Raw genomic sequence first — 21,914 nt, 5'->3', positions numbered from 1 at the left:
AACCGAGCAGCATGAAACGCGGCCTCGCTCGCGCCGCGTTTCGCGCATTGTCATTACAGCTCAAAATAGTCTTTCGCTTTAGCTGCCTCTGGCAATTCACCCGGTTGCAGAGCCTCGTCGACGACTTCGACGCGGAAGCTCTCTTCTAACGGGGCGTTCCAGATACGCGTGGACAGGTTCACCTTGAAGATGCGAAAGGCTTTAATGTCTTCCTTGGTTGTTTCGTTGGTTTCCAGGCGGTCGGTGAGATCGTAGAACTCTCGCGGTACGAAATCCGGGCGCAGATTGATGTTCGCGGTCTTCTCACCGTCGCTCACCCACCACTCGTATTTCATTTTGCTGTTGCACTGCATTCCGCAGCCTTCGGCGACGACGACCTGGTAACGATCGCGAGTGGCGGCGCCCGTCACATAGTCGATGGTATCTTTCACTCCAGGGCCGGGGTGACCGCTAACAATGTAGAGATTATCGCGCGCCCACAGATCATCTTTCGAAAGAGCCTGCGCGGCGACTTGCATAGCCCGGAAGCCAACCGCAGTACCCCACCAGAGCGATCCCGGGTGTTGACAGATGGCGCCGTCATAATCCAACTGCAAAACTTCGCCCTGATCCTTGATGCGAATCGTGACGCCCTCGGCCGCCTTAACTGGGCTTTCTGACATAAGCGTTCCTCCCTTTGTAACCCATATGTCCTTTACGTCCCATACGTCCGATGGGACAGATGGGACGTTTTAACAAATCCGCGGCAACTGTTCGCCGACGAGCATGTCGACGATGCGGCGTCCGCCAAAGACGGTCTGCATCACCACACGGCCTGGCCGGTGGTCGTTCACCTCGCCGATATTCGCGGCTTCTGTGCCCAGCGGATGAGACTTCATTGCCGCGAGTGCGGCCTCAGCATCTTCCGATGGTACGACGCAGATGATCTTGCCCTCGTTGGCAAGGTAGAGCGGATCCAGACCTAAAATTTCGCAGAAGCCTTTGACCTCGCTCCGGATCGGCGTGCGATCTTCGTAGATCTCGATGCCAACCTGCGACGCCTCGGCGATTTCGTTCAAGACGGTCGCAATTCCGCCGCGGGTTGCATCCCGCAGGAAGCGCGTCGTAGGAACGGCTTTTAACAAGGCATCGATCAGACCGTGCAGACTCGCACAATCGCTTTCGATCGGCGTCGTCAACCTCATGTCTCCGCGGGCATTGAGGATCGCCGCACCGTGGTCGCCCAACACTCCATTGACCAGGATGACGTCACCGGGTTGAGCCTGGTCGACGCCGAGATTGACGCCGGCGCGAATGACACCAACACCGGCAGTGTTAATAAACAACTTGTCACAGGCGCCGCGTTCGACAACTTTGGTATCGCCGGTAACCACGGTCACGCCGGCCTCCCGCGCAGTGGCCGCCATTGTCCTGGCCACTTCACGCATGGTTTCGACCGGCAGGCCTTCCTCAATAATTACCGAACAAGACAAGTAGAGTGGTATCGCGCCACCCACCGCCAAGTCGTTAACCGTGCCGCAGATTGCCAGCTTGCCGATATTGCCACCCGGAAAATCGAGTGGTTGGACGACGTATGAATCGGTGGTAAAGGCCAGCCGATCGCCGAGCGCCGTCAGGTCGGATAGAGAGAGACGCGCCTGATCTTCAAGTGGCGACTCGCCGTCGTTATCAAACGCCTCGAGGAAGACGTCGTCGATCAAGTCGTGCATCGCCTTGCCGCCGCCGCCGTGGGCGAGTGTGATAGTGCTAACCCGCACCTTGCCGCGGTGCCTGGGCTTGCCGTTCTTTTTAGCCATCTCTACAACGCTACTCATGCCATCTCCTTGACCATCGCCCTGGTGTCATGAATCTTCTCGATGTCGCCGTACTGATAATAGGCGGCACAGGCGCCTTCAGACGAAACCATAAGCGCGCCCAGCGGTGTCTCCGGAGTACACTCTCTGCCGAAGACTTTGCAGTCCCACGGCTTGATGACACCCTTGAGTACTTCGCCGCATTGGCACGATTTTGGATCGGCAATCTTAAGGGCCGGGACTGAGAATCTCCGTTCCGCGTCAAAGTCCGCGTACTCCTCGGTCATCCGAACTCCTGAATGGTCAATTGAACCGAGACCACGCCATTCAAAGAACTCCCTCAATTCGAAGACTTTGCCGATCGCATCAAGAGCCACTGTGTTCCCGCCGTCCGGAACCACGCGGTTGTACTGGTTCTCGATCTCGGTGCGTCCCTCGGCAATCTGTTTGAGCACCATCCAAAGGCCGTGCAGGATATCGAGCGGTTCAAAACCCGCAATTACCAACGGCTTTTTGTAATGCTCGGCGATAAAGCGGTATGACGAATTGCCGATAACCATGCTGACATGGCCCGGACCAAGGAACCCGTCCAACTGCAGGTCAGGTGAGTCGAGGATCGCCTTGATCGTGGGGATGATCGTAATGTGATTACAAAACATCGAGAAATTCTTGACGCCTTCTTTTTTCGCCCTCAGCACAGTGAGTGCCGTGCTGGGCATGGTTGTTTCAAAACCTAATGCGAAGAAGACGACCTGCCGATCCGGGTTTTCCTTTGCAATCCGCAGAGAATCAAGCGGCGAGTACACCATCCGCACGTCGGCCCCATTGGCCTTGGCCTGCAACAAGCTCTCTTTCGAGCCGGGCACGCGCATCGCGTCACCAAACGTAGTGAAGATCATTCCGGGCATGTGGGCCAGAGCCACGCAGTCGTCAACGCGTCCCATGGGTAAAACACATACCGGACAACCTGGACCATGGATCAACTCAATGCCATCAGGGAGCATTGTCTCGACGCCGTATCGGAAGATGGCGTGCGTATGGCCTCCGCATACCTCCATGATGTAAACCGGATCAGTTCCAGTTCGGCTCTTTAAGATTTGGGGCACGAGGACGCGGATTTCCTTCAGCAGGAACTGCGCCTTCTCGGGATCTCGGAATTCATCGACGTATTTCATATGTTCTCTTTTCTTGTGAGTTGCGTTAAGCGGTCATCCCATAACGGCCAATGAACCGCGATCGTCCGCCAGCAGTGTGTGAACCAGGTCCCAAAGAATGTGGTAGATAATTACGTGACATTCCTGTACCCGATGAATGCTGTCGGTTTCGACAACCAGGCAGTGGTCCAAGCCAATCTTTGCCATTTCGCCACCGCTCATTCCGGCCAAGCCGATGGTTGTTACACCCATCTCTTTTGCTTTCGCAAAAGCCTTCACCAGATTGTCTGAGTTTCCGCTCGTCGAGATGCCTATCAAGCCGTCTCCGGCGCGTGCCTGGGCAATCATCTGACGCACAAAGACATGCTGGAAGCCGACGTCATTGGCCACCGCGGTCATCATCGTCCGGTCGGCGGTCAGATCGATTGCCGTCAGCGCGACCCGGCCGGCGGTGATCGGGTGCAGAAACTCGACGGCCACGTGCGCCGCGTCGCAGCTTGAGCCGCCATTGCCCATCGTAAAGAGCCGGCCGTTGCCGCGATAGACATCGGCAATAGCTCCTGCAGCCGCGACGACTTCCTGTCCATTCCTGGCGAAAAAGGCATCGATCACGTCGTGATGATTGTTTGCTTTTTGCCGGACAGACTCGAGCAAAGCAGAATTCATCAACGATGGATCTTGCTTCCTGCCGTGCAGGAAAGGGTAGAGCCCCTTCAGATTTGGGTCTTCCGCCAGACTCATAAGGTTTAGGCCACAAGTTCGGGCAACTGAGTTGCCGGAATGTTTGAAGGCGGACTCGACGCCGATTCCTTCATGGCAAGAAGTTCCGCCTGCACCTCGCCGAGCTCCCTCAGAACCTTCAACGTGGCCTCTGCCTCCTCTTCGTTGATCAGGCTCATACCGAAGCCAACATGCACCAATGTCCAGTGGCCGACGCACTTTTCGAGTGGGTGGTAGTCGTCAACTACGCACTCGAGGCTTATTTCTCGTTGGACGCCACTAACATCGACGAGCGCCATTTGCCGCGCAACGTCGGTGATCTTCACTATTTGACCAGGGATTCCAAGACACATTTCTTGCTCCTTACATTAGTTGCGAGTCGGACTGCAAGTCCGCCGGATGAGAACGCTCGATATGACGTGCCGCCGCGATAGCAGCCTGTCCCAGCGCCAGCCCTCCGTCGTTGGTGGGGACTTTGGCGTGTAAGAGACAACTTAGCCCATCTGCGTTTAGTAACCGCACTAGTTCTTCTAACAAGAGTTTATTCTGGAAGCAGCCGCCGCTAAGCGCGATTGTATTCAGCGAGGCGCCGGCTTCGCTTGTGGCACGAATGCGAGCGACCAGGTCGCGAATCGCCTTCGCAAGTCCGTAGTGAAAACGCGCAGCCATTTGAGCGAGCGGAGTCCGCCGGCTGAGATCCTCTAACAGTTCCTGCCACATTGGTGACGATTCAAGACAGAGCAACCCGCTGGTAGCTTGCGCGGTGATCGCAAACTTATACGGCGGCTCGGAAGCCGAAGACGTCCACTGCTCGGCTAAGGCTTCCAGTTCCATGGCGCCCTGGCCTTCGAAGAGAGCTTGATCGGCGCATAGTCCCAGGGCCGCCGCAACCGCATCGAAAAGTCTGCCGCACGAACTGGCCAACGGTACGTTTAGTCCGGTCTCCAGCATGCGATCGATTGTCGGCAATGGCTTGGTCATCAAGTAACGATAGAGTTCGAGCTCGGAAAACTTTTCGACAAACTGCGTCCAGCCCGGACCAGCGATCAGGTGCGCGTACGTGTTGCGCCAGGGTTCGCGGATGGCCTGGGCGCCGCCCAGCATGGCAACTGGTTTGAACGTCGCCACCCGTCGATAGCCCCGATAATCCGCCAGCAAAAACTCCCCACCCCAGATCGTGCCGTCATCGCCAAAGCCGAGCCCGTCGAGTGCAATACCAAGCACGGGCGGCGCGTCCAACGCGACGCCGTTTTCTACCATGCAACTAGCTATATGTGCGTGATGATGCTGAATTTCAAGAAGAGGCAGTTCATCGGCTGCAGAGCGCTGTTTGGCGAGTTTGTTGGAAAGATATTCCGGATGCATATCCGCGACTAACAAGCGGGGCTGATGATCGTAAATCCGCGAATAGAGTTGCAGGTTCTTTTGGTAATCCTCGAACGTCGAAATGTCCTCCAGATCACCCTGGTGCTGTGAAAGAATCGCAGCCCCGTCTTTCAAGACGCAGAATGTAGCTTTTAACTCGCCCCCATAAGCGAGCAAGTCGGGAGCATCCTCGAAGCCGGGCGGTAAACGCACTGCACTTGGGGCGTAACCGCGGGCACGACGAAGCAGCGATGGTTTGCCGGCCATGATGCGCACCACCGAATCATCGATGCGGTTTGCAATCTCGCGATCGTGCATCAACATTCCGTCGGCGATGCCGCGCAGGCCGGTCCGCGCGACATCGAGAGTCGTGACCTGTGGTTCGTCAGAAAGATTGCCGCTGGTCATGACAAGCGGCCGATCGATCTGCCGTGTTATCAATAAGTGCAGGGGCGTATAAGGCAGCATGAAGCCCACAGTATTCAGTCCGGGCGCAATGCCCTCCGGCAACTTTTCGTTACCGTTCGCCGCAAGCAACACGATGGGGGCTTCGGGACTCTGTAACAAATCGGCCTCGGTTGCCGTCACGTAGCAGTAGCGGCGAATCGTTTCAACATCTCTGGCCATTAGCGCGAATGGTTTGCCGTATCGATGCTTTCGCTGGCGCAGGCGCTGGACGGCTTCTGGATTAGTGGCATCGCAAGCCAGATGAAATCCGCCCAACCCACGAATTGCTACCACCGCGCCTCTCTTTAGCAATTCGATAGCAGCGTCCAGGGCCGCGGACGTCCTGAGATGTGTCGAGCTCGCGCCGGTCTCCGTCTGCTCCAGCCAGATCTGAGGCCCGCATGTGGAGCAAGCGATCGGTTGTGCATGAAAGCGGCGGTCGGCCGGCTGTTGATACTCGCGGGCACAGGATGCGCACATCGGGAAGTCCGCCATCGTCGTGTTAACACGGTCGTAGGGAACCTCATTCACGATCGAAAAGCGCGGCCCGCAGTGTGTGCAGTTCGCGAAAGGATAACCGTATCGGCGTTCGTTCGGATCTAACACCTCCGCGCGACAGGCCGCGCAAATCGCGGCATCGGGAGTGACACGCGTGCAGTTCTCGCCACTTACACTTTCCGCAATGCGGAAGTCCTCAAAGTCCAGCAGGTTCAAGACCTGCGTCTCGACATCTTCGATCTGCGACAGCGGGGGCGCCTCGCTGTGCAACCGGGTAAGGAACTGCGAGATGGCGCCCGAATTTCCGGTGGTTCGGATCAATACTCCAAAGCCGTCATTAAGAACTTCGCCCACCAGCCCCTCGTCACACGCCAAGCGCCAGACGGTTGGCCGAAAGCCAACGCCTTGCACTGTCCCTCGGACACGGATTTCGACTGTTTGCCGAATATCCATCGCGCGTAACCTTACCTCCTCGGCTTGTGGACGTTCCTGGCTAAAAACTGGCCGATTCACGCGGCTTGAGCCCCGAGGGAATCGATCGTCGCCTTTAGGCGCCGGCCCACTCGGACTTGGCTCTCCTTGAGATTCTCCAACAGAGGCACTACCAAACGAATTACTTGCAGCGGCGCTTCTGCGGGAGTAAACACGACCCGATAAATTGGTTCCTGCACGACACGCCGCAATCGCTCAATCACCGCATCAAGTCTCTGTTCCATGCTGCCTTCAACCGCGAGGTCGGGAGTGTCACTGAACGAAGTTTGCTGACGTGGATCGCTCACGCCGAGCATGTGTTGTTGCACGAGCTTCGCTTCTCTTTGAGCATCGAGTGAGAAGCTTGCCGCCCGAGACGCGGATACTTTCCGCCCGCCGTGAATAAAAGCCACCCGGCTTTGCGCAGCCTCGGTCACCGCCCTTACTACGGCCCTGTCACGTTCAAGATCGCATGCCCAACCGCCGTTGAACGTCTTGCGGCTGGGATTGTTCGTGTCGAACACGAAGGCGGCAAAGAACGGCATCCCGTACTCGTTAGGAACACTCCGAACTTTAAACTGGAGGCCGTTTCTTTCAGCGCGGTCGATGATGTCGCGCACTTCGCCTGGAAGACTCGACGCCTCGACTAACTTTGACGCGCAGCGAACGAATTCGAATGACCAGATGTCACGTTCGATCAACTCCAGCAGAGCCTGTATGCATGCCTCGAGCACCGAGTTGCCCGATGCCAGGCCGTTGGTCGATGACCCAAAGAGGGACTGCCCAACATCAGACGCCGGATAAAAGATGAGTTCGGCAGGAATGGCGCACTCGTCGCCGCGCTCCAGGTCTCGCGCCGCAGCTAGTAACAGCGGACCATCGAGGTCGACCTCGCGCTGAAGGAGCGGAACGAAATCAAGAATCGCATCGTCTGCGCGCTCCTGGCCGGCAACTTCTCTTGCGGACCCCCAGTGTGTTGAAACACTGCCTATCCCCGGTTCGGCGAAAAAAAACTCCAGGGCCTCCATGTAGGCGCCGACTTCGGCATCAATCCGGCACAGCCCCTTCCCAAAAGTGAAAGTGTCCCCGCGAGCTTGCGGTCGCATACTTGCATAAACCGGCACGCCCAGGACATCCAAATCGGTTATGTCCGTCACCTCGGTTATGCCGGCAGTCGCGGCCCACTGTTTGGCATACCGCAAGGTCGTCTCGGGCGCTAAACTGCGCATGCTTCGAGTACCCCTTGAAACCATGCGTTCGTTTCCCGCAAGAAGAAAGACGATCGCCCGCTGAAAATCCTGAGGACGCCGACTATCTTGAACGCATCTACATCCGATCCGTGAACCGGACACACACGCCTGCCGAGCCGCGGTCTTGTTATCCCTCGCGTAGGCCGCCCTGGTAATTTTCACCCAGTCGCCATTGGCAGAGTTCGAACTCCCAAGGCGACCGTCGCGTGGATTAGAGGCCGTCAGCCGTCGACGTCATCTCCGCAGTGGACTCCCGTCGCGATTGTTCCGCGGAAGCCGTCTACGTCTCCGTCGCCATCGCCGCAATGCACTCCGGTCGCTGACGGATGATTACCCAGCAGGCGCTCGAAGCGAGCCAGGAATTCCCGATCCAACTCAATTGAAACTGTATTTTTCGTCATAGTCGTCTCCTTCTAATCAAGCAAAGTGGAAAGGCTTCAGGTTGTCACACAGAACTGCTGGCGAAGTTTCGCCACTATCTTCCAGCACAAGCACAGACACAAGCGTCGATCTGGTGTCGATCTGGTGTCGCTATCCACAAACGAGCGAAAGCACCAGACCATTCATATGTTGTCAAAGCCCACTACTCAGCGTCCACTGAACCGCGCGGCAAGTCGCGCTTGCGATTCAGTCCAAGCTCTCCTTCTGGTTAAGCTCCCAGAAAACACCGGTTCCTTTTCCGTCGCCGTGGAAGCGAATGAGCGGATTAATCTGGCACCTGTTGAGTCGATTGATTGCGTCATGCAGCCTGGTAGGCGCGTCAACAAGGTGATTGACCGGTAGGGGATCGTGAATGTGTTCAGCCCACCCTTCTTCTTCGAAAACGCTCAGAATCGTTTCCTGATTCCGCGCCGGGACGCGGAATCGCTTGACGATGCGCCCGGCGAAAGATAATTCTCGCCGAATGGCATGCCACCGAGGTTTTCGGGCGAACGTCTCTGGTCTCTCTATTTCGTAAGCAGCCGGTGACGCCGTTTCGAGGCCCGCAGTTTCGCTCGCCACGACGGCAAGCGCGGACGGTGTTTCCTGAGGCGACCGCACGCGTCCACGAAAAACATCTTCCGCCAGGGCGGCGCCGCTGCCCGTGAGAATCAGACAGCTGTGATCGTTGAAAAAATATCCATTGCTCTCGCGGAATGAGCGACGGGAGTCGCGGTCACCAGTCGTTTCCTGACCGTGCTCGGCAAACCCCTTGGCTACCAACCACCGGAGATCGCTGCTGGTCATTCCGGCTTCATGCAGCCGACTGATTCGTTGAGCAAAATCCCATGCGCTCGCCCCCGTGTACTGGGCGCCAATGTAGGCTCGCCAAAGAACGACGAGGCCGGCGCGCAAACTCTCGTTAAGCAGAGGCGAGGGTGATTCGCCGGCCCATTCAACCCAGCGGTTTTCGTTGGCTGACATCAGCATCGTGCCTTGCTTTAGAAAGCACCTGGTTCGGATCGAAAGGGTTGTCAGCTACCGGACAACCCCTGGCTTGGTTCTTCAGGTAAATGACTTACCTGTGTTCCATGGTGGTTCGGTTTGAAATAACCTGCACCAGTTGCATCATGCCGCGGTCTTCGTGGCCCAGAATGTGGCAATGCAGAACGTACATGCCTGTGAAATCCATGAACCGGGTCCACATCTTCACATAGCCACCCGTTGGGATCGCGAAATTATCCCACCAGACCCAGGGTCGAGGTAAATGCACCGGATTCCCATTGTTCACTGCGGGATCCTTAATTTCGATCACCTGAAACGGATTGATGTGGATATGGAAAGGATGGGCCGCGCCTCCGTCGTTATACAGGGTCCACTCTTCGGTCGCGCCAAGGAGCATGGTTTGATCGACCACGTGCTCGTCGAACTGCTTACCGTCGATCGTGTGTTTCGGCGGCGGGTACGGCGGGTTCTTGCCCCGTTTCATATCTGGCGCAACTGACGGATCCGCAGTGGACTTGAAATGTAGTTCCCGTTTGACCTTGATGGCGCTGGGATTGATGTCAGCAAGGAATCCAGGCATCTGCGGAAACTGCGCCCTGGTTGGGAACGGCATTGGATTCGCGATTGGTGGAACCGCAGGATCCTGCCTGACCGCGATGGTCAGCAGAAGTGTGCCACCACCAAAAGTCACCTTGTAAGTGCCGGGTGTCTTGGGCGCCTGCACCAGTAAGTCAATGCGGTTGCCCGGCGCCAAGCTGCCGAACGGCGCTTTTGATCTCGCGGGGACAGGAAACGACGCGTCGGTATCCGATGGATCGTAATTCTGCTGATGGAACTGCACACCATCCTGAGCAGTCTGCACCCACTTGATTCCGCTGGGTGGTTTGTCAATCGGCACGGCGGCCTGGTGACAAGCATTCACAATGCGCCAGAGCTGCATTTCGTTCGGGTTCATCTGCACGACCGGAGTGTACTGGCCGTTGACGAAAACCAGCTCGGGACTTTGCCCTGCGAGGGCGCTGCGCAGAAGATTGAGTACGGTTCCGTACTGCTGTAGCACCAGAACCTGTTGTTTCTTAACGAAGGGGTTCAGCTTATCGTCGTAATCGCCCTCAATTATCAGCGCGCCGGCCATTCCATTAAGCAAGTTCAGTGCGGTCGATCCATGCTTGTGACCGTGGTACCAGTGCGTTCCAGGCGCCTGGCCCATGCTGTCCGGCTGACCATTCCATTCGGGAATGTTGAAACAGTTGGGGAATGCGCCTATGTAATACTGCGGCAACGTCTTGTCTGCCATTGCTTTTATGTTTTGCGGCCACAACTGTTGGTTCGGAGGCAATCCGCGCTGGCCACGCCATACCGCGCTCTGGTCATAAGATATGAGAAGCCTTTTTTGCCAGGTTTGCCACGCTGGCGGCCAGTCGCCCCACTGCATCGGTTGCTGGCGCTGCGCGCATGCCTTAAATATCTGATCGAAGATAGGCTTCACCGTCTGCTCGTTCACCGTCGGTTTGCCGTCGCGTCCTCGGGGCGAGGGCCGAATCGTCAGCAGCACGTTGTCGGCGGTTCCACTGGGACTGACGTGGCTACCATGAAAGTGTAAATTTGTAGAACTCGACCCATGGAAGCAGTTCGGCGGCTTTTCAAAGCTCGGGTCACCCGGGTAAGTGTTGACACTGCTGTTAGGTCCGACGGACTTGGTAGTATCACAAGCATTCTCGCCACGCTCGGCGACATCGAGGGGTTTACTAGCGTTGGCAACGTCTTGGGTTTGGTTAAATTCGTCGACGTTGACATGATTTAGGAGTGTAATTTGAACTCTGTCTCCCACACGCGCCCGAAGTGTCGGTGCGGGGTTCGGGACGCCCTTCTGCTTAGGCCAAACATTGGCCGGTGTCGCCGGATCGTAACCAGCGATGTAACGCATCTGTCCGCTATCAACGGCACAGCCCGCCGGAGACATTGTGGTCCGTTGTTCATTGAGGACCTTGAGTACAGCTTGAAGCACCTTGCCGGAGCTCTTAATCTCCATTATTTGTTGCAGTAGCTGACCCCCAGGGCAAGGCTGGGCCATTACCTTCGTGGCGAGTGGTGGCATGAGCGAATATAGCGTTACACCCGACGCCGTCATCATGGCTTGTTGGAGGAATGTCCGCCGGCTCGTTTGAGAGTCCCGCTCAATGTTGGATGACTCGGAACGATGCTCGCCCGCTTGATTCGTGATGGTCGTCTCCTCAAACATAATAATCTCCTCAGGTAGGTTGTTGCGCCGCGGATAGTCGCAGCGGCGTCCACCGTCTGCGATTAACAGCGACGGTCAAGTCTGGAAATTCGCCTCACCTCGTTCTTCGAGCAAACGCGCCTTTTTTGGTCTTGCCACCAAACGCGCCTTTCTTGGTCTTGCCCCCGAACGCGCCTTTTTTGGTCTTGCAACCGAACGCGCCTTTCTTCTTGGTATTACCTACTTTGATTTGGCCCTTTTCTTTTGGGTGGAGGGCGCAAACGTAGTTCAAGCAGTACGGGGCTGGCGGGTTCAAGGCGATTTGCGTCGACGATGCGTTGGGCGGAATCTGGTAATCAAGCCAGGCCTTCTTGTTTATCGGGTCTGTCGGTTTTTTCGGGGCGGGCGCCGGCCAATGGGCAACCGTGTCCCCGTTAAACCAAAAGACGCTGTCATTGGGCTCTGCCTGCAACGGATTGGGGTCAAAGACCGCCGGCGTGCCGGGTTTGATTTTGATCTTGAAGATGGACATCGCAGGTCCTCCTTTATGTCCTATGGAAGGGTTTCTTACTAGAAAACGAAAGTGACCTGATTAGAGCGGGCGGGAGTCTATCACAGCTCGCAAAAGTTGCAAGACTTTTGCTTAGAATAGATCGAAAAAATTTTGCCGGAACAACCGCGTTTAAGAATCAGTGCACAGGACTGCACTGAAAGTCAGAAATTTAGCTTTACGGCGAACTGAATCATCCGCGGATTATTGCTGGTTGACACGATCCGACCGAAATCGCCTGGACTTCCGATGATCCTGCCTGTGTTCGAATCTACTGAGGTTGCCGGTACCGCGGACAGGTTGCTGATCGGATTAGCCAGGTTGACGTGATTGAAGAGATTGAACACCTCAGCGCGGAACTCAAGGTTCTTCGTATCGTGAAATGGAAATCGTCTGATTACTGAGAGGTCCACATTATATTGGCCGGGCCCACGCAGAACATTGCGACCGACATTGCCGAAATCGGTCCCGGTCGCGCCTGCGACTGCGGTCCCGTTTGAGCTTGGTATTACGCGACCTGCTAAAACAACCGGGCGGACAAAGGCGAGCGGATTGAAAAAATATCCGGGAGGTATGTTGCTGGTGGCAGTCGCCGTCGTTGCGCCTGGCGCCCAACTCGGCCTCATAAAAGCATTATTCCCGCCACTCAACCCATAGAACGAGCCGGCGCCGCCGTCGATAATGTCGATGGGCAGGCCAGACATAGCCGTAACGATTGTCGCCAACTGCCAATTGGAGAATAGAAACCGTCCGGCGGTCGACCGTGCAAAAGGCGGACGTGGCAGGTCCCAAAGCCCACTCAAGACAAAGCGATGCCCACGGTCAAAGTCTGACACGCCACGGTTCGCGCGGTTATCAAGCTGGTTACCAGCAATGTTGACCGTGTCCCTGACGTCTCCCGTACTGTCGCTGCCGCCGGAAGCATTATCTATTGACTTCGCATAGGTATATGAAGCGAGGAATTGCAACCCTTTCGAGAAGCGCCTCGTCAGGCTTATCTGTAATGAGTTGTAAGTAGATTGTGCGGTCGATTGAATCTGCAAAAAACTTCCAACCTCGACGCCCTGAAATGGCGCTCGCAGCGCTACGTTCGTGGCGGCGGGCGTATTGGTGGTTACCACCTGACCCGTGACGGCATTGATGATGGGCCGTTGCGGGCTGGCGAGTCGGGCCTGATTGATAGCGATGTCGCGAATCAGATTGACGCCGCGCGTACCGACGTAAGCCACCTCGAGCAACAGGTCCTTCCGAAGGATGTGCTGGACACTCGCATTGTAATGCTGGAAATAAGCGGCCCGCAGATCGCGATCGAATATTTGACCTGCGAGAGAGACGCCTCTCACGAAGGCGGGGAATTGATTTTGCGACGGTAAGGGAAAAAAGGGATCAGCTAGTGGAACAGCAGCCCCGGCGGGACTCCTGCGAACGGTGTACATCGGCGGAGCATTAATCGCAATTCCGATGTAAGCCGTTGAGGGCCGCGAGTAGAAAATCCCGTAGCCGCCGCGGACCACCAATCGTCCCGAATCGCCCGGCGCGTAAGCAAAGCCAAACCGTGGGCCAAAGTTGTTTGGATCATTGCCGGCGAGGACGCGTTTGCCGACGTTCGGCGCCTCAGGCAAATCGTATTGAGCAATCACATTGCCGGCCTGCACGAATCCAGCGGTTGGAGGTCCAATTGGGTTCCCGGCCGCATCCACCTCCATTCGGGGTCGATAAAGCGCGGGATCGAAAGTCGACATTGCCCCATGCGTTTCGTACGGCGGGAGATCCAACTCGTAACGCAAACCGAGATTGAGGGTGAGCCTTGGCGAAACCTTCCAATCGTCCTGGACGAAAAAACTGAAATCTGCCGCGCGTAGGTTGCGCGTGCCGATGCCATCTCCGTATACCGAGTTATTGGCTGAGCCCAGCAGGAAGTTGTTGAAGCTTTGAAATACTATCGTGCCGCGCCGGTTGTTGTTGGCGACCAGATCATTCCGGTAGTAAATGATCTGCGCTCCCGTCCGGAAGCTGTGCGCGCCGCGCACAATCGAGAGAACATCCACCAGCGTGGTTGCAGTCGCAACATTTCCGGTATCGACATTCTGGCCCGCATTACCGATAGACACCGCGTTCGTTCCGGTCGGGCCGATCCGAATAGAACCAAGTCCGGGATAGACATTCGCATTAGCTCGCTTGATTCCCAGATCCGAGTCTCTTACCGGGTTTTGCCCGGTCATGTCCCCCCGAATGTAACTGTAGCCTATGCGCGCTTCGTTGGTGGTTCGGGGGCTGAAAATGTGAATGCTCTGAACCGAGATCAGCCGGTTATTCTGTTCTTGATCCGCCCCGAATCCGGGAACATTGGCCGCACCAGTCGGAAGCGCCAGGAACTGCGGAGCGTTCGAGAAGAAAACCCTTAGGGCCAACTGACTTTTTTCATTGATGCGGTAATCAAGGTTGGCATTGAACTGATCCTCACGGTAAGTGGAAATGGCCGAGCCTGAATAATGGCCGTCAGCCTGCGGTGTGGGAATGAGGAATTGCCCGTCGGGTAACCTGGTGTTCAAAAGCGCGAGGGCTGAGGGATGGATTGAGGTCGCGGGCGGTGAGGTTGGCGATAATCGTGGCCGAAACGTGTTGAGCAGGGTTTGCTGTGATCGATCGTCAGTGAGACCCGGCGCGATCAAGACGCTGGAGGTAAGACTATTTGGTGACGCGCCGCTATCTTCCCGGGTGCCCTGGTACGAGCCGAAGAAAAACAATCTGTCCGCCTTGATGGGGCCGCCGAGCAATCCGCCAAAAACGTTACGCTGCAGCGTTGGGCGGGCAACCCCGGCCGCTTTCAAAAATGGATTGTTAGCATTAAGCGCATCATGGCGAAAATATTCGTAGGCTGCTCCGTGAAACCTGTTAGATCCACTCTTGGTTAATGCCTGAACATTGCCCCCGCCACCGCGTCCGAAGGTTGCAGCGTAAAGCGAAGTCTGGACCTTGAATTCCTGAATACTCTCTGGCGCGGGGACAGCCACCAAAGCCGCGGCATTTGTGGCCAGGTTATTCGCGTCAATCCCGTTAATCTCGAAATCATTCTGCGTGACGCGGGCGCCATTGACCGAGACGTTCTGCGAATTGCGACCCAGTCCGGTGTTGTCCGGGAGGGATACAGATGTGCCCGGCGAGAGAGCGAGAATCTGCGTGAAGTTGCGCGTTGCCAGCGGCAGCTCTGATACCGCCCGTGAATTGACGACGCGGCCAAGCTGCGGTCCGTCTATCTGCATAAGAGGATCAACGCGTACCGGAAGGGTGTCAGGCCCTGCCGGCGCCAATTCCACATCGACTGAAGTCGTTTCGGTGATTACGACTTGAACCGGTTCAAATACAGCCAGGGCGAATCCGGGCGATGTCACCGTGAGGCGGTAAGCGCCCGGCGCCAGGAGTGGGACGTTGTAGTTTCCCTGATCGTCGGTCGTAACCTTGCGCACTTCGGCGGTGGTTTCGCTCGTCACCTCTACGCCGGCCCCAACTATGAGCCCACCTCTTTGGTCTTTAACTGTCCCAGCGATGCGACCGGTGGTTTGTCCCTGGGCGAGCGCAGACGAAGGGAGTAGGCCCAAAAGAAGAGCAATCCAAAACAGTGCAATGCCAGCTTTCGCCATCTGCTTGTCGGACAGTCGGTGTCAGGTGTGGCGTATTACTAATGAGCAACCAATCTTAATAAGACCGGTAGCCGGTTCGTTAGTCGCCACCTGGTTTCGGTTGTTTCAGTCAAGAGCAGGTTTAATTCAGTCGTTAAGAGTCAGGCGTCAGTAAAGCGAGACGTCGTCCAAACGACCAGCCAACGAACGGCGCGCATTGTAGCACCGTTGCTCCCTTGTTATGCGATTTTTCGGCTGTTCGGCATTGAACCAGTCTTTCCAAGAGCTTGCGCATTTCATCCTTCAGTCAAAAGAAGACAAAAAACCGTCCTTTGGGTATTGACTCGAAACTGAACGTTCGCATACTCTTTCCGCGCTCAAACCAAGGCGCTGACTGAAACTCAAACCTGGGCTGCCCAGTTCTTTCGGTTTGGCGGCGTCTCATTCACGCCGGCAAACCCTCGGCTTACCTTCATCGGTAATGCTCAAGGCCAAATCAGTCTCTAACTTTGAATTACCTCTAGCCTAGAAGGAGAACTCACGATGGCAATCACTATTAAAGTTAATGGCAATTCGAAAAACGAGGGATTCCTGCTCGCGCCCGTAGGCGGAAAGGAATTTCCGATGGCAGTCGCCCTCAAGAGCACCGACCTCGCGACTGTCAATGCAACACTGGTTGTGGTTGCGCCGGCGGGCGTCACGGTTAAGCTATCCAGCACCAGCGTCTCGATTGGTCCAACCGGTACCAGCGTCAAGATAACTGCGAAGACGCCCAGCAAGACCGCCGGCGACATCAAGCTGCAAGTTAAAGTGGGCGGCAGCGTCAAAGCGAGTTGCACCTTGACGTCCATCAAGAAGGTGCGAATCCGTTTCCGTGGGCGCTTCCAGGCGCGTTTCGCTACGGACGGAGATTTCTTTAACGAGAAGCGCGGAACAAGCAACGGCTGGACCTGGGCCCTTGAAGGTGAACCCGACTTTGTGCCCGCCGCCAATAATATTCCGACAGCACCCGGCATGGCAGTGGGCCGAGTGGTGCGTTTTCAAAATGCAGTTGGACCGCGACCCCACGTGGCCCCCATCGGTGTTAAGGTTACGGCGGTGGAAGGTGAGGTTGGCACCAGCACGCCTGTATCGTTCACCGTCGGCGATCCAATCATCGGAGAACTCGTCAATCTCGGTCCCAACACCTATCTCGCGTCCAATGAACCGATCCCGGCCGGGCCTCAACCTTTCGAGCACTACGGTCCAGGCTTCGAGCCGATGGAGAATTTCGAAATTCACATAGGGTCGAAGTTCTCAGGAAAACCGGCCGACCTGAATGATCGGCCCAAGGCCAACGGCTTTTTCCAACTGAGCGCGGCGGAAAAGACCAAATACGGAGTCGTTGCCTTAAGCACATTCGCCAGCCAGCGAAAACAGGTGCTGCTCGCTGACTATCAGGCCCTTCCACCGGCGAATCGAACCGGAACTGCTGTTGGACGCAATCTCGCAAAGCGCATCGGGCATCTCGGCGGCTCAGCGCCGGATGGCATTCCGGCTCTGCAAGGAACGCTGTCGGGCGGCTGGACCGGGAAGGAAACCTATAACGGCGAGATCAATTCAGCGATTCAAATCACCCCGGGATCATCGAGAGTGATGACCTACTTCAAAGCGTTTCAGGATTTTCTATTTTCGGGGACGCTGTTGAACTTCCACTCCGACGAATTATGTGGACAGTTTGAAGGTACGCTGCAACCACAGACTCTGGCCATGTTGCGGCAGATCGAACTGCCGGTGGCAACGGATGTCACCAAAAAGTTGAAAAGGCGTTAACCCGCCGGAGTGGCTCAAAGCACGAAGTCTCGCCCCCAGCCGAGATGCTCGGCTGGGGGACCCTGCTCTGAGGTGTAGTTGCAGAGGAGCCCTGGAAGATCACGGACAAGAAAATCTAACTCACAAAAGTGACGGCAGCGGTTTTCGTTCTCAGACCCGTGCCGATGTCTAACCTGTCTTTAATATGTTCGCACGTCGCTCAGTCTTTCGCCCGTTTACCGGGCTCGGAAGGGATGTGTTTTTGACCGACGATTTCGCTGTGCTCAACCGCAAAGTGGGTGCTGTCGCCCGCTCCGCGCGCTTTTGCCTCCAAGTCGCCTTCCTCTGCGTGATGTTCGGTGCGGGCGCGCAAGCATCTGCGGCCACTGCCTCTGTCGAACAGTCGTCAGGTGCATCGGTCGCCGGAACAGTCACGGATCAAACCGGTGCTGCAGTCGTTAACGCAGAAGTTATAGCGCTGAATCTTGCCAGTGGGCGGCAACTCACGACAAAGACTGACTCCTCCGGAAAGTACGAACTCGCCGGCTTATCACCCGGTCCTTATCAGATTTCGGTTAGGAGCGAAGGCTTTGCCGCAGCCGGCCAAAGCATTTCTTTGCGGCCGGGCGGTTCGTTTCGCCTGGACTTCCTGCTGGCGCCAGGTCCACTTGAGATCGATGTCACAGTTACGGCCGGCAAGGGCAGCGCGCGACTCGCTGCTGAGACTGCTCAGACCGTCACCGTGGCCGGCGCCTCGCAAATTGAGGAGCGACGGCCGGCATCAACTCTGCGAGCCGTCGAGAACGCTCCAAACCTCACGCCGGTAAATGCGAATGTGGCGTTGGAGCGTCCGCGACTGAGAGGTTTGGCTTCAAACCGGCTACTAATCATTCTCGATGGCGAGCGATTGAACAACATGCGCAGCGATCCGCTTTCCGGGGTATCGCCCAGCGTCGTGGATGTGACGCAGCTTGATTCGGCGGAAGTTGTTAGCGGCGCCGGATCGAGTCTCTACGGTTCAGACGCCATGGCAGGAGTTATTAACCTGATCACTGCATCGCCGGCGCGCGACAATCACTTAGCGCTGCGTTTCAATGGAGACGCGCGGACTAACGGCGCTTTCCGGCGCGGGGCAGTTACGGTCAATTGGAGCCGGTCCAACTTTGCAGTCCGTTTCAGTGGCTCCATGTTTCGTGAAGCTAACTACGCGGGAGGCAATCAACCTATCTCCCTCGATGAGGTGGTCCAACTGGGCAGGTTGGCCACTGATATGGGAAATGCTGTAGGCAATAATGTGGCGCGGACGTACGCGGTCTGGAGCGCACCGGCCCGCGCGCAGGTTCCCAACGGTCAGGGGCATGGATTTAATGATCAGGTTGATTTGTGGTTTTTCCCAGGCTTGAATCACAGCCTTCGCTATCGGCAGTTGAATAGCCAGCACAAGAGTCTGGGCTTCTCGTTTATCGCGCCACCATTCGATCCGCGAACTCAATTTAACAGCTTTCGGCGTCTGGATAAGTATGGGCTGCGGTATGAAGGCCGCGAGTTGAGAAGCTGGTTGCCGCGGATTGCGGCAGCGTTTTACGGGCAGAAATACGTCGTACCAGATGACACGATCACCTCGCAAATAGCGCTCGGAAGCAGTTGGACACTGGTCTCCGACCCGAACGCGCCTCAGACCGTCCTCCCGCAACTCACCGGCAATCGCTCGACGTTTACACCGGTGAACCTTTCCCAGAACAAGAATTCAGTGACGACGTATGGCCTCGATCTACAAGCGACGTTCGCGCCTTTTCCCGAAACATTGCTGACTACTGGAGTCGGCTACCTGCGTGATTCGTCTGCCGATGAGTTCTCCCGCACTGACTTTGTCGCGCCCTTTAATGTCGTCAGTGGTCGGGCCAGCAATCCGAACTCGGTTTATCGAAACTGGAGTTGGTTCGGCCTGCTCGAGCATGAGCCGCGCAAATGGTTGCGACTTACTGGCGGGCTCCGGGTTGATAACTGGCGAACGGCGGCGCAGGTGACACGGGGATTTCCACTCGGAGTTGAATCGAGGCTCTTAGATCTTTCGTTCTCGATGTTGAGTGCCAATCCTGGTCCAATCAATATGGCGGGAGCTGCTAGTGTGCTCGACCTGGTTAAGGGTGTGAGAGGCATCACAACCTCGCGAACTGTGATCACCGGTAACGCCGCTGCGGTGGTCCGCTTGCCACAAGGCATCAATACATATTTTCGCTGGGGTAACAGTTATCGTGAACCTGGGATCACCGAGCGTTATTTGTTACGCGATTTTGGCGATCCTACCTTCAGCGTGCTGGTCATCCCGAACGCCGCATTGAGTCCTGAGCGCGGCAGCGAATATGACGTCGGCGTAAAGGTACATCGGGCTAAATGGAACGCTTCAATTGGTTATTTTAGGAATTCCCTCAACGACTTCATTGCATCCGCCTTCGCGCCGCCATTGTTTGTGCCGCCGGATCCGGCCCAGGGCATTAATGCGATTTCGCCGTTCTTTCCTTTTCACGGCGTGCTCTATGTCCAGCGGACTAACACGGCGAGGGCCCGCATCCAGGGCATTGAGGCAACGTATGAAATGAGTCTGCGATTGAGCCATCTCGGCGTGATCACACCATACGGCAGCCTTGGTTGGCTCAAGGGTTCGAATCTGACACCGGATCAAAACACGCTGAAGTTGCTCGCGCAGTTCTACAACCGGTCCGACACGCCAGTGCCTTTGCGTGGGTCAGCGAATGACGCGCCGTTGTCCAGCATCACGCCCTTGCGAACGATCAACGGCGTTCGCTTTGATAGTTCGAATGCGCGCTGGTTTGGTGAGTACGAAATGCGCTATCAGGGGCGAGTTGAGCGAGCGGATCCCCTGGATCTGTCGGCGGCGGTCTCAACTGAGTTTGGCACGTTTCGCAGTCTGAATTCATTTGTGGTGCAAACGCTCCGCGGCGGTTACACGATTCGTGGTGAGAAGCACCGCGTCGTGTTGACCCTGGGTCTGGAAAATCTCACGAACCGTTTGTACTTCGAGCATTTTCAAACCGCACCCGCGCGCGGGAGAAGCCTAGTGTTTGGGACGACGGTCGAACTTAAGCATTGAATACGGGGTGATGAGTGATGAGTGATGAGTGATGAGTAATGAGTGATGAGTGATGAGTGATGAGTGATGAGTGATGAGTAATGAGTAATGAGTAATGAGTGATGAGTAATGAGTAATGAGTGTTGAGTCATCAACGTCAAGAAGTTTAGAGAGTACAACCTTCGGGTGCTCTTTCTGACTAAGAGCAAGCTAGAGCTTGAACTCTGAACTTCCTGACTCATCACTCATCACGCATCACTCATGACTCATTACCCATGATTAGTCACTCATCATTCATGACTAAGCGTTGAAGATGAAACGTTATCTCCTGTTCATGGCGGCTCTAATCGGCTGCTTTATGATCCTCTTCTTCATCGTCGAGGCGCTCGGCGTTCCGTTGCTGTCGGACCCGACGCTCTGGATGAAGCAAGGAGGAGTTTTAGCCGCAGCTTTGGGCGTCGGTTTGCTGATGGTCGACGTTTTGCTGCCGGTGCCATCGAGCCTCGTGATGGTGGCGCATGGCGCCTTCTTCGGTGTGGTGGTTGGAACACTCCTTTCGTTGCTGGGCAGTGTGGGGGCGGCCCTTTTTGGTTTTGCCCTTGGCCGCTCCGGCGGAAAAGTCCTGGAACGATTGGTGACGCCTGCCGAACGCGCCCGCGCTGACAATCTATTGGCCCGCTGGGGCGCGCTCGCCATAATCGTTACGCGTCCGGTCCCAATGCTCGCGGAGACCGTTGCAATCACGGCGGGTACATCAGGGATGAGCTGGCGCAGCGTTACCTGCGCGTCGTTGGCGGGCTCGCTGCCTCCCGCTTTGGTCTATGCGTTGACCGGAGCAGCAGTCGCTAATTTTCAGAATACGTCATTGATGCTTGGCCTGGTCCTGTTGGTGGCGGGTCTGTTCTGGCTAATGGGACGCCTACTCGAACCTTACTTCAACGCGAGAAAAAAGTACGAATCGCCACAGGTCAGCTCCGACTCTTGAGGAAGAATCGGTCGCGCCAGTGGCGAATTCAAGGGTGGCTGTCACCCGCTCTCTCGACGCAAAAGATCGAGGTGATCGAGACCTGACCCAAGAAAGTGAAGGGGGACAAACAATGTACGAACAGAACGAGGCTCAGCAAGCGTGGTTGGAATCGTTCATCGCAGAACAAGGCGGAATCGCGGGCACGGTTCATGTGCAGCGAGACGAAGATCTCTATCTCACCGCCGCGCACAACATTCCGCCACCGGTAGTCGCAATCGTGGCGCACGTGCCGCACGGCAAAGGTATGGCGGGGATGGCCCAGGTCAAGAAGCAACCGGTGCAAACCTGCAACCTGCAAACTGATGAAACAGGCAATATCAAACCGGGCGCTAAAGCTGTCAACGCGCAGGCAGCGGTCGCGCTGCCGGTGCTGAATGATCTGGGTGAAGTGCGCGCAGTAGTCGGAGTCGCGTGGAACAAAGAGGGTGAGATCGGGGCTGATGAAGAGCAGGCCATGATGAAACGGGCGGCGGCGGTGCCGCGATAAACAA

At 56.3% G+C, this 21,914-nt stretch carries 16 protein-coding genes; 4 read left to right on the top strand and 12 right to left on the bottom strand.

Annotated features, from left to right (window positions below):
- Window positions 1–53: 53 nt before the first annotated feature.
- From VFX97_12220 to VFX97_12165, 12 genes are all read right to left on the bottom strand, one after another.
- Window positions 54–662 (bottom strand): hypothetical protein, encoded by a 609-nt coding sequence (locus VFX97_12220; protein HEX5703960.1) that lies wholly within the window; start codon window positions 660–662, stop codon window positions 54–56.
- Between the two features lie 69 nt (window positions 663–731).
- On the bottom strand, window positions 732–1,814 hold the full coding sequence (gene hypE / locus VFX97_12215; GenBank protein HEX5703959.1) for a hydrogenase expression/formation protein HypE: 1,083 nt from the start codon (window positions 1,812–1,814) through the stop codon (window positions 732–734).
- Entirely contained in the window at window positions 1,811–2,968 is a 1,158-nt protein-coding gene (gene hypD / locus VFX97_12210) for a hydrogenase formation protein HypD (GenBank protein HEX5703958.1), read from the bottom strand. Before hypD ends, hypE begins: the two co-directional genes overlap by 4 nt.
- Window positions 2,969–3,001: 33 nt before the next feature.
- Complete coding sequence (locus VFX97_12205; protein HEX5703957.1) at window positions 3,002–3,688, bottom strand: SIS domain-containing protein; 687 nt, start codon at window positions 3,686–3,688, stop codon at window positions 3,002–3,004.
- 5 nt (window positions 3,689–3,693) lie between these two features.
- Window positions 3,694–4,020 carry a HypC/HybG/HupF family hydrogenase formation chaperone gene (gene hypC / locus VFX97_12200; GenBank protein HEX5703956.1) on the bottom strand — a complete coding sequence of 109 codons (327 nt, stop codon included), beginning with the start codon at window positions 4,018–4,020 and terminating at the stop codon, window positions 3,694–3,696.
- A gap of 10 nt (window positions 4,021–4,030) precedes the next feature.
- Window positions 4,031–6,430, bottom strand: coding sequence for a carbamoyltransferase HypF (gene hypF, locus VFX97_12195; GenBank protein ID HEX5703955.1), 2,400 nt, complete (start codon window positions 6,428–6,430; stop codon window positions 4,031–4,033).
- 56 nt (window positions 6,431–6,486) lie between these two features.
- The gene (locus VFX97_12190) at window positions 6,487–7,677 is read right to left on the bottom strand and encodes a YcaO-like family protein (protein HEX5703954.1); all 1,191 of its coding nucleotides are present in this window, start codon (window positions 7,675–7,677) and stop codon (window positions 6,487–6,489) included.
- Window positions 7,678–7,919: 242 nt separating this feature from the next.
- Window positions 7,920–8,099, bottom strand: coding sequence for a hypothetical protein (locus VFX97_12185; protein ID HEX5703953.1), 180 nt, complete (start codon window positions 8,097–8,099; stop codon window positions 7,920–7,922).
- Window positions 8,100–8,325: 226 nt separating this feature from the next.
- Window positions 8,326–9,102, bottom strand: a complete 777-nt coding sequence (locus VFX97_12180; GenBank protein HEX5703952.1) for a hypothetical protein — start codon at window positions 9,100–9,102, stop codon at window positions 8,326–8,328.
- A 94-nt stretch (window positions 9,103–9,196) separates the two neighbouring features.
- Entirely contained in the window at window positions 9,197–11,365 is a 2,169-nt protein-coding gene (locus VFX97_12175) for a multicopper oxidase domain-containing protein (GenBank protein HEX5703951.1), read from the bottom strand.
- 94 nt (window positions 11,366–11,459) lie between these two features.
- Window positions 11,460–11,876 (bottom strand): hypothetical protein, encoded by a 417-nt coding sequence (locus VFX97_12170; GenBank protein HEX5703950.1) that lies wholly within the window; start codon window positions 11,874–11,876, stop codon window positions 11,460–11,462.
- Window positions 11,877–12,058: 182 nt separating this feature from the next.
- The gene (locus tag VFX97_12165) at window positions 12,059–15,535 is read right to left on the bottom strand and encodes a TonB-dependent receptor (GenBank protein HEX5703949.1); all 3,477 of its coding nucleotides are present in this window, start codon (window positions 15,533–15,535) and stop codon (window positions 12,059–12,061) included.
- Window positions 15,536–16,057: 522 nt separating this feature from the next.
- Here VFX97_12165 and VFX97_12160 point away from each other — a divergent pair.
- The 4 genes from VFX97_12160 (at window position 16,058) to VFX97_12145 (ending at window position 21,910) form a co-directional block, all read left to right on the top strand.
- Complete coding sequence (locus VFX97_12160) at window positions 16,058–17,326, top strand: hypothetical protein (protein HEX5703948.1); 1,269 nt, start codon at window positions 16,058–16,060, stop codon at window positions 17,324–17,326.
- A gap of 184 nt (window positions 17,327–17,510) precedes the next feature.
- Window positions 17,511–20,417 carry a TonB-dependent receptor gene (locus VFX97_12155; GenBank protein HEX5703947.1) on the top strand — a complete coding sequence of 969 codons (2,907 nt, stop codon included), beginning with the start codon at window positions 17,511–17,513 and terminating at the stop codon, window positions 20,415–20,417.
- Window positions 20,418–20,709: 292 nt separating this feature from the next.
- Window positions 20,710–21,381, top strand: coding sequence for a VTT domain-containing protein (locus VFX97_12150; protein ID HEX5703946.1), 672 nt, complete (start codon window positions 20,710–20,712; stop codon window positions 21,379–21,381).
- Between the two features lie 112 nt (window positions 21,382–21,493).
- Window positions 21,494–21,910, top strand: a complete 417-nt coding sequence (locus tag VFX97_12145) for a GAF domain-containing protein (protein ID HEX5703945.1) — start codon at window positions 21,494–21,496, stop codon at window positions 21,908–21,910.
- Window positions 21,911–21,914 lie beyond the last annotated feature (4 nt).

The organism is Pyrinomonadaceae bacterium, assembly GCA_036277115.1.
Taxonomy (GTDB): Bacteria; Acidobacteriota; Blastocatellia; order Pyrinomonadales; family Pyrinomonadaceae; genus UBA11740.
Note: the sequence above shows the minus strand (reverse complement) of the source record. Positions and strands in the feature narration are given on the sequence as shown.

Coding starts and splice junctions, on each gene's coding strand:
- VFX97_12220 (HEX5703960.1), bottom strand. CDS start 662: ATGTCAGAAAGCCCAGTTAAGGCGGCCGAGGGCGTCACGATTCGCATC.
- hypE (HEX5703959.1), bottom strand. CDS start 1,814: ATGAGTAGCGTTGTAGAGATGGCTAAAAAGAACGGCAAGCCCAGGCAC.
- hypD (HEX5703958.1), bottom strand. CDS start 2,968: ATGAAATACGTCGATGAATTCCGAGATCCCGAGAAGGCGCAGTTCCTG.
- VFX97_12205 (HEX5703957.1), bottom strand. CDS start 3,688: ATGAGTCTGGCGGAAGACCCAAATCTGAAGGGGCTCTACCCTTTCCTG.
- hypC (HEX5703956.1), bottom strand. CDS start 4,020: ATGTGTCTTGGAATCCCTGGTCAAATAGTGAAGATCACCGACGTTGCG.
- hypF (HEX5703955.1), bottom strand. CDS start 6,430: ATGGATATTCGGCAAACAGTCGAAATCCGTGTCCGAGGGACAGTGCAA.
- VFX97_12190 (HEX5703954.1), bottom strand. CDS start 7,677: ATGCGCAGTTTAGCGCCCGAGACGACCTTGCGGTATGCCAAACAGTGG.
- VFX97_12185 (HEX5703953.1), bottom strand. CDS start 8,099: ATGACGAAAAATACAGTTTCAATTGAGTTGGATCGGGAATTCCTGGCT.
- VFX97_12180 (HEX5703952.1), bottom strand. CDS start 9,102: ATGTCAGCCAACGAAAACCGCTGGGTTGAATGGGCCGGCGAATCACCC.
- VFX97_12175 (HEX5703951.1), bottom strand. CDS start 11,365: ATGTTTGAGGAGACGACCATCACGAATCAAGCGGGCGAGCATCGTTCC.
- VFX97_12170 (HEX5703950.1), bottom strand. CDS start 11,876: ATGTCCATCTTCAAGATCAAAATCAAACCCGGCACGCCGGCGGTCTTT.
- VFX97_12165 (HEX5703949.1), bottom strand. CDS start 15,535: ATGGCGAAAGCTGGCATTGCACTGTTTTGGATTGCTCTTCTTTTGGGC.
- VFX97_12160 (HEX5703948.1), top strand. CDS start 16,058: ATGGCAATCACTATTAAAGTTAATGGCAATTCGAAAAACGAGGGATTC.
- VFX97_12155 (HEX5703947.1), top strand. CDS start 17,511: ATGTTCGCACGTCGCTCAGTCTTTCGCCCGTTTACCGGGCTCGGAAGG.
- VFX97_12150 (HEX5703946.1), top strand. CDS start 20,710: ATGAAACGTTATCTCCTGTTCATGGCGGCTCTAATCGGCTGCTTTATG.
- VFX97_12145 (HEX5703945.1), top strand. CDS start 21,494: ATGTACGAACAGAACGAGGCTCAGCAAGCGTGGTTGGAATCGTTCATC.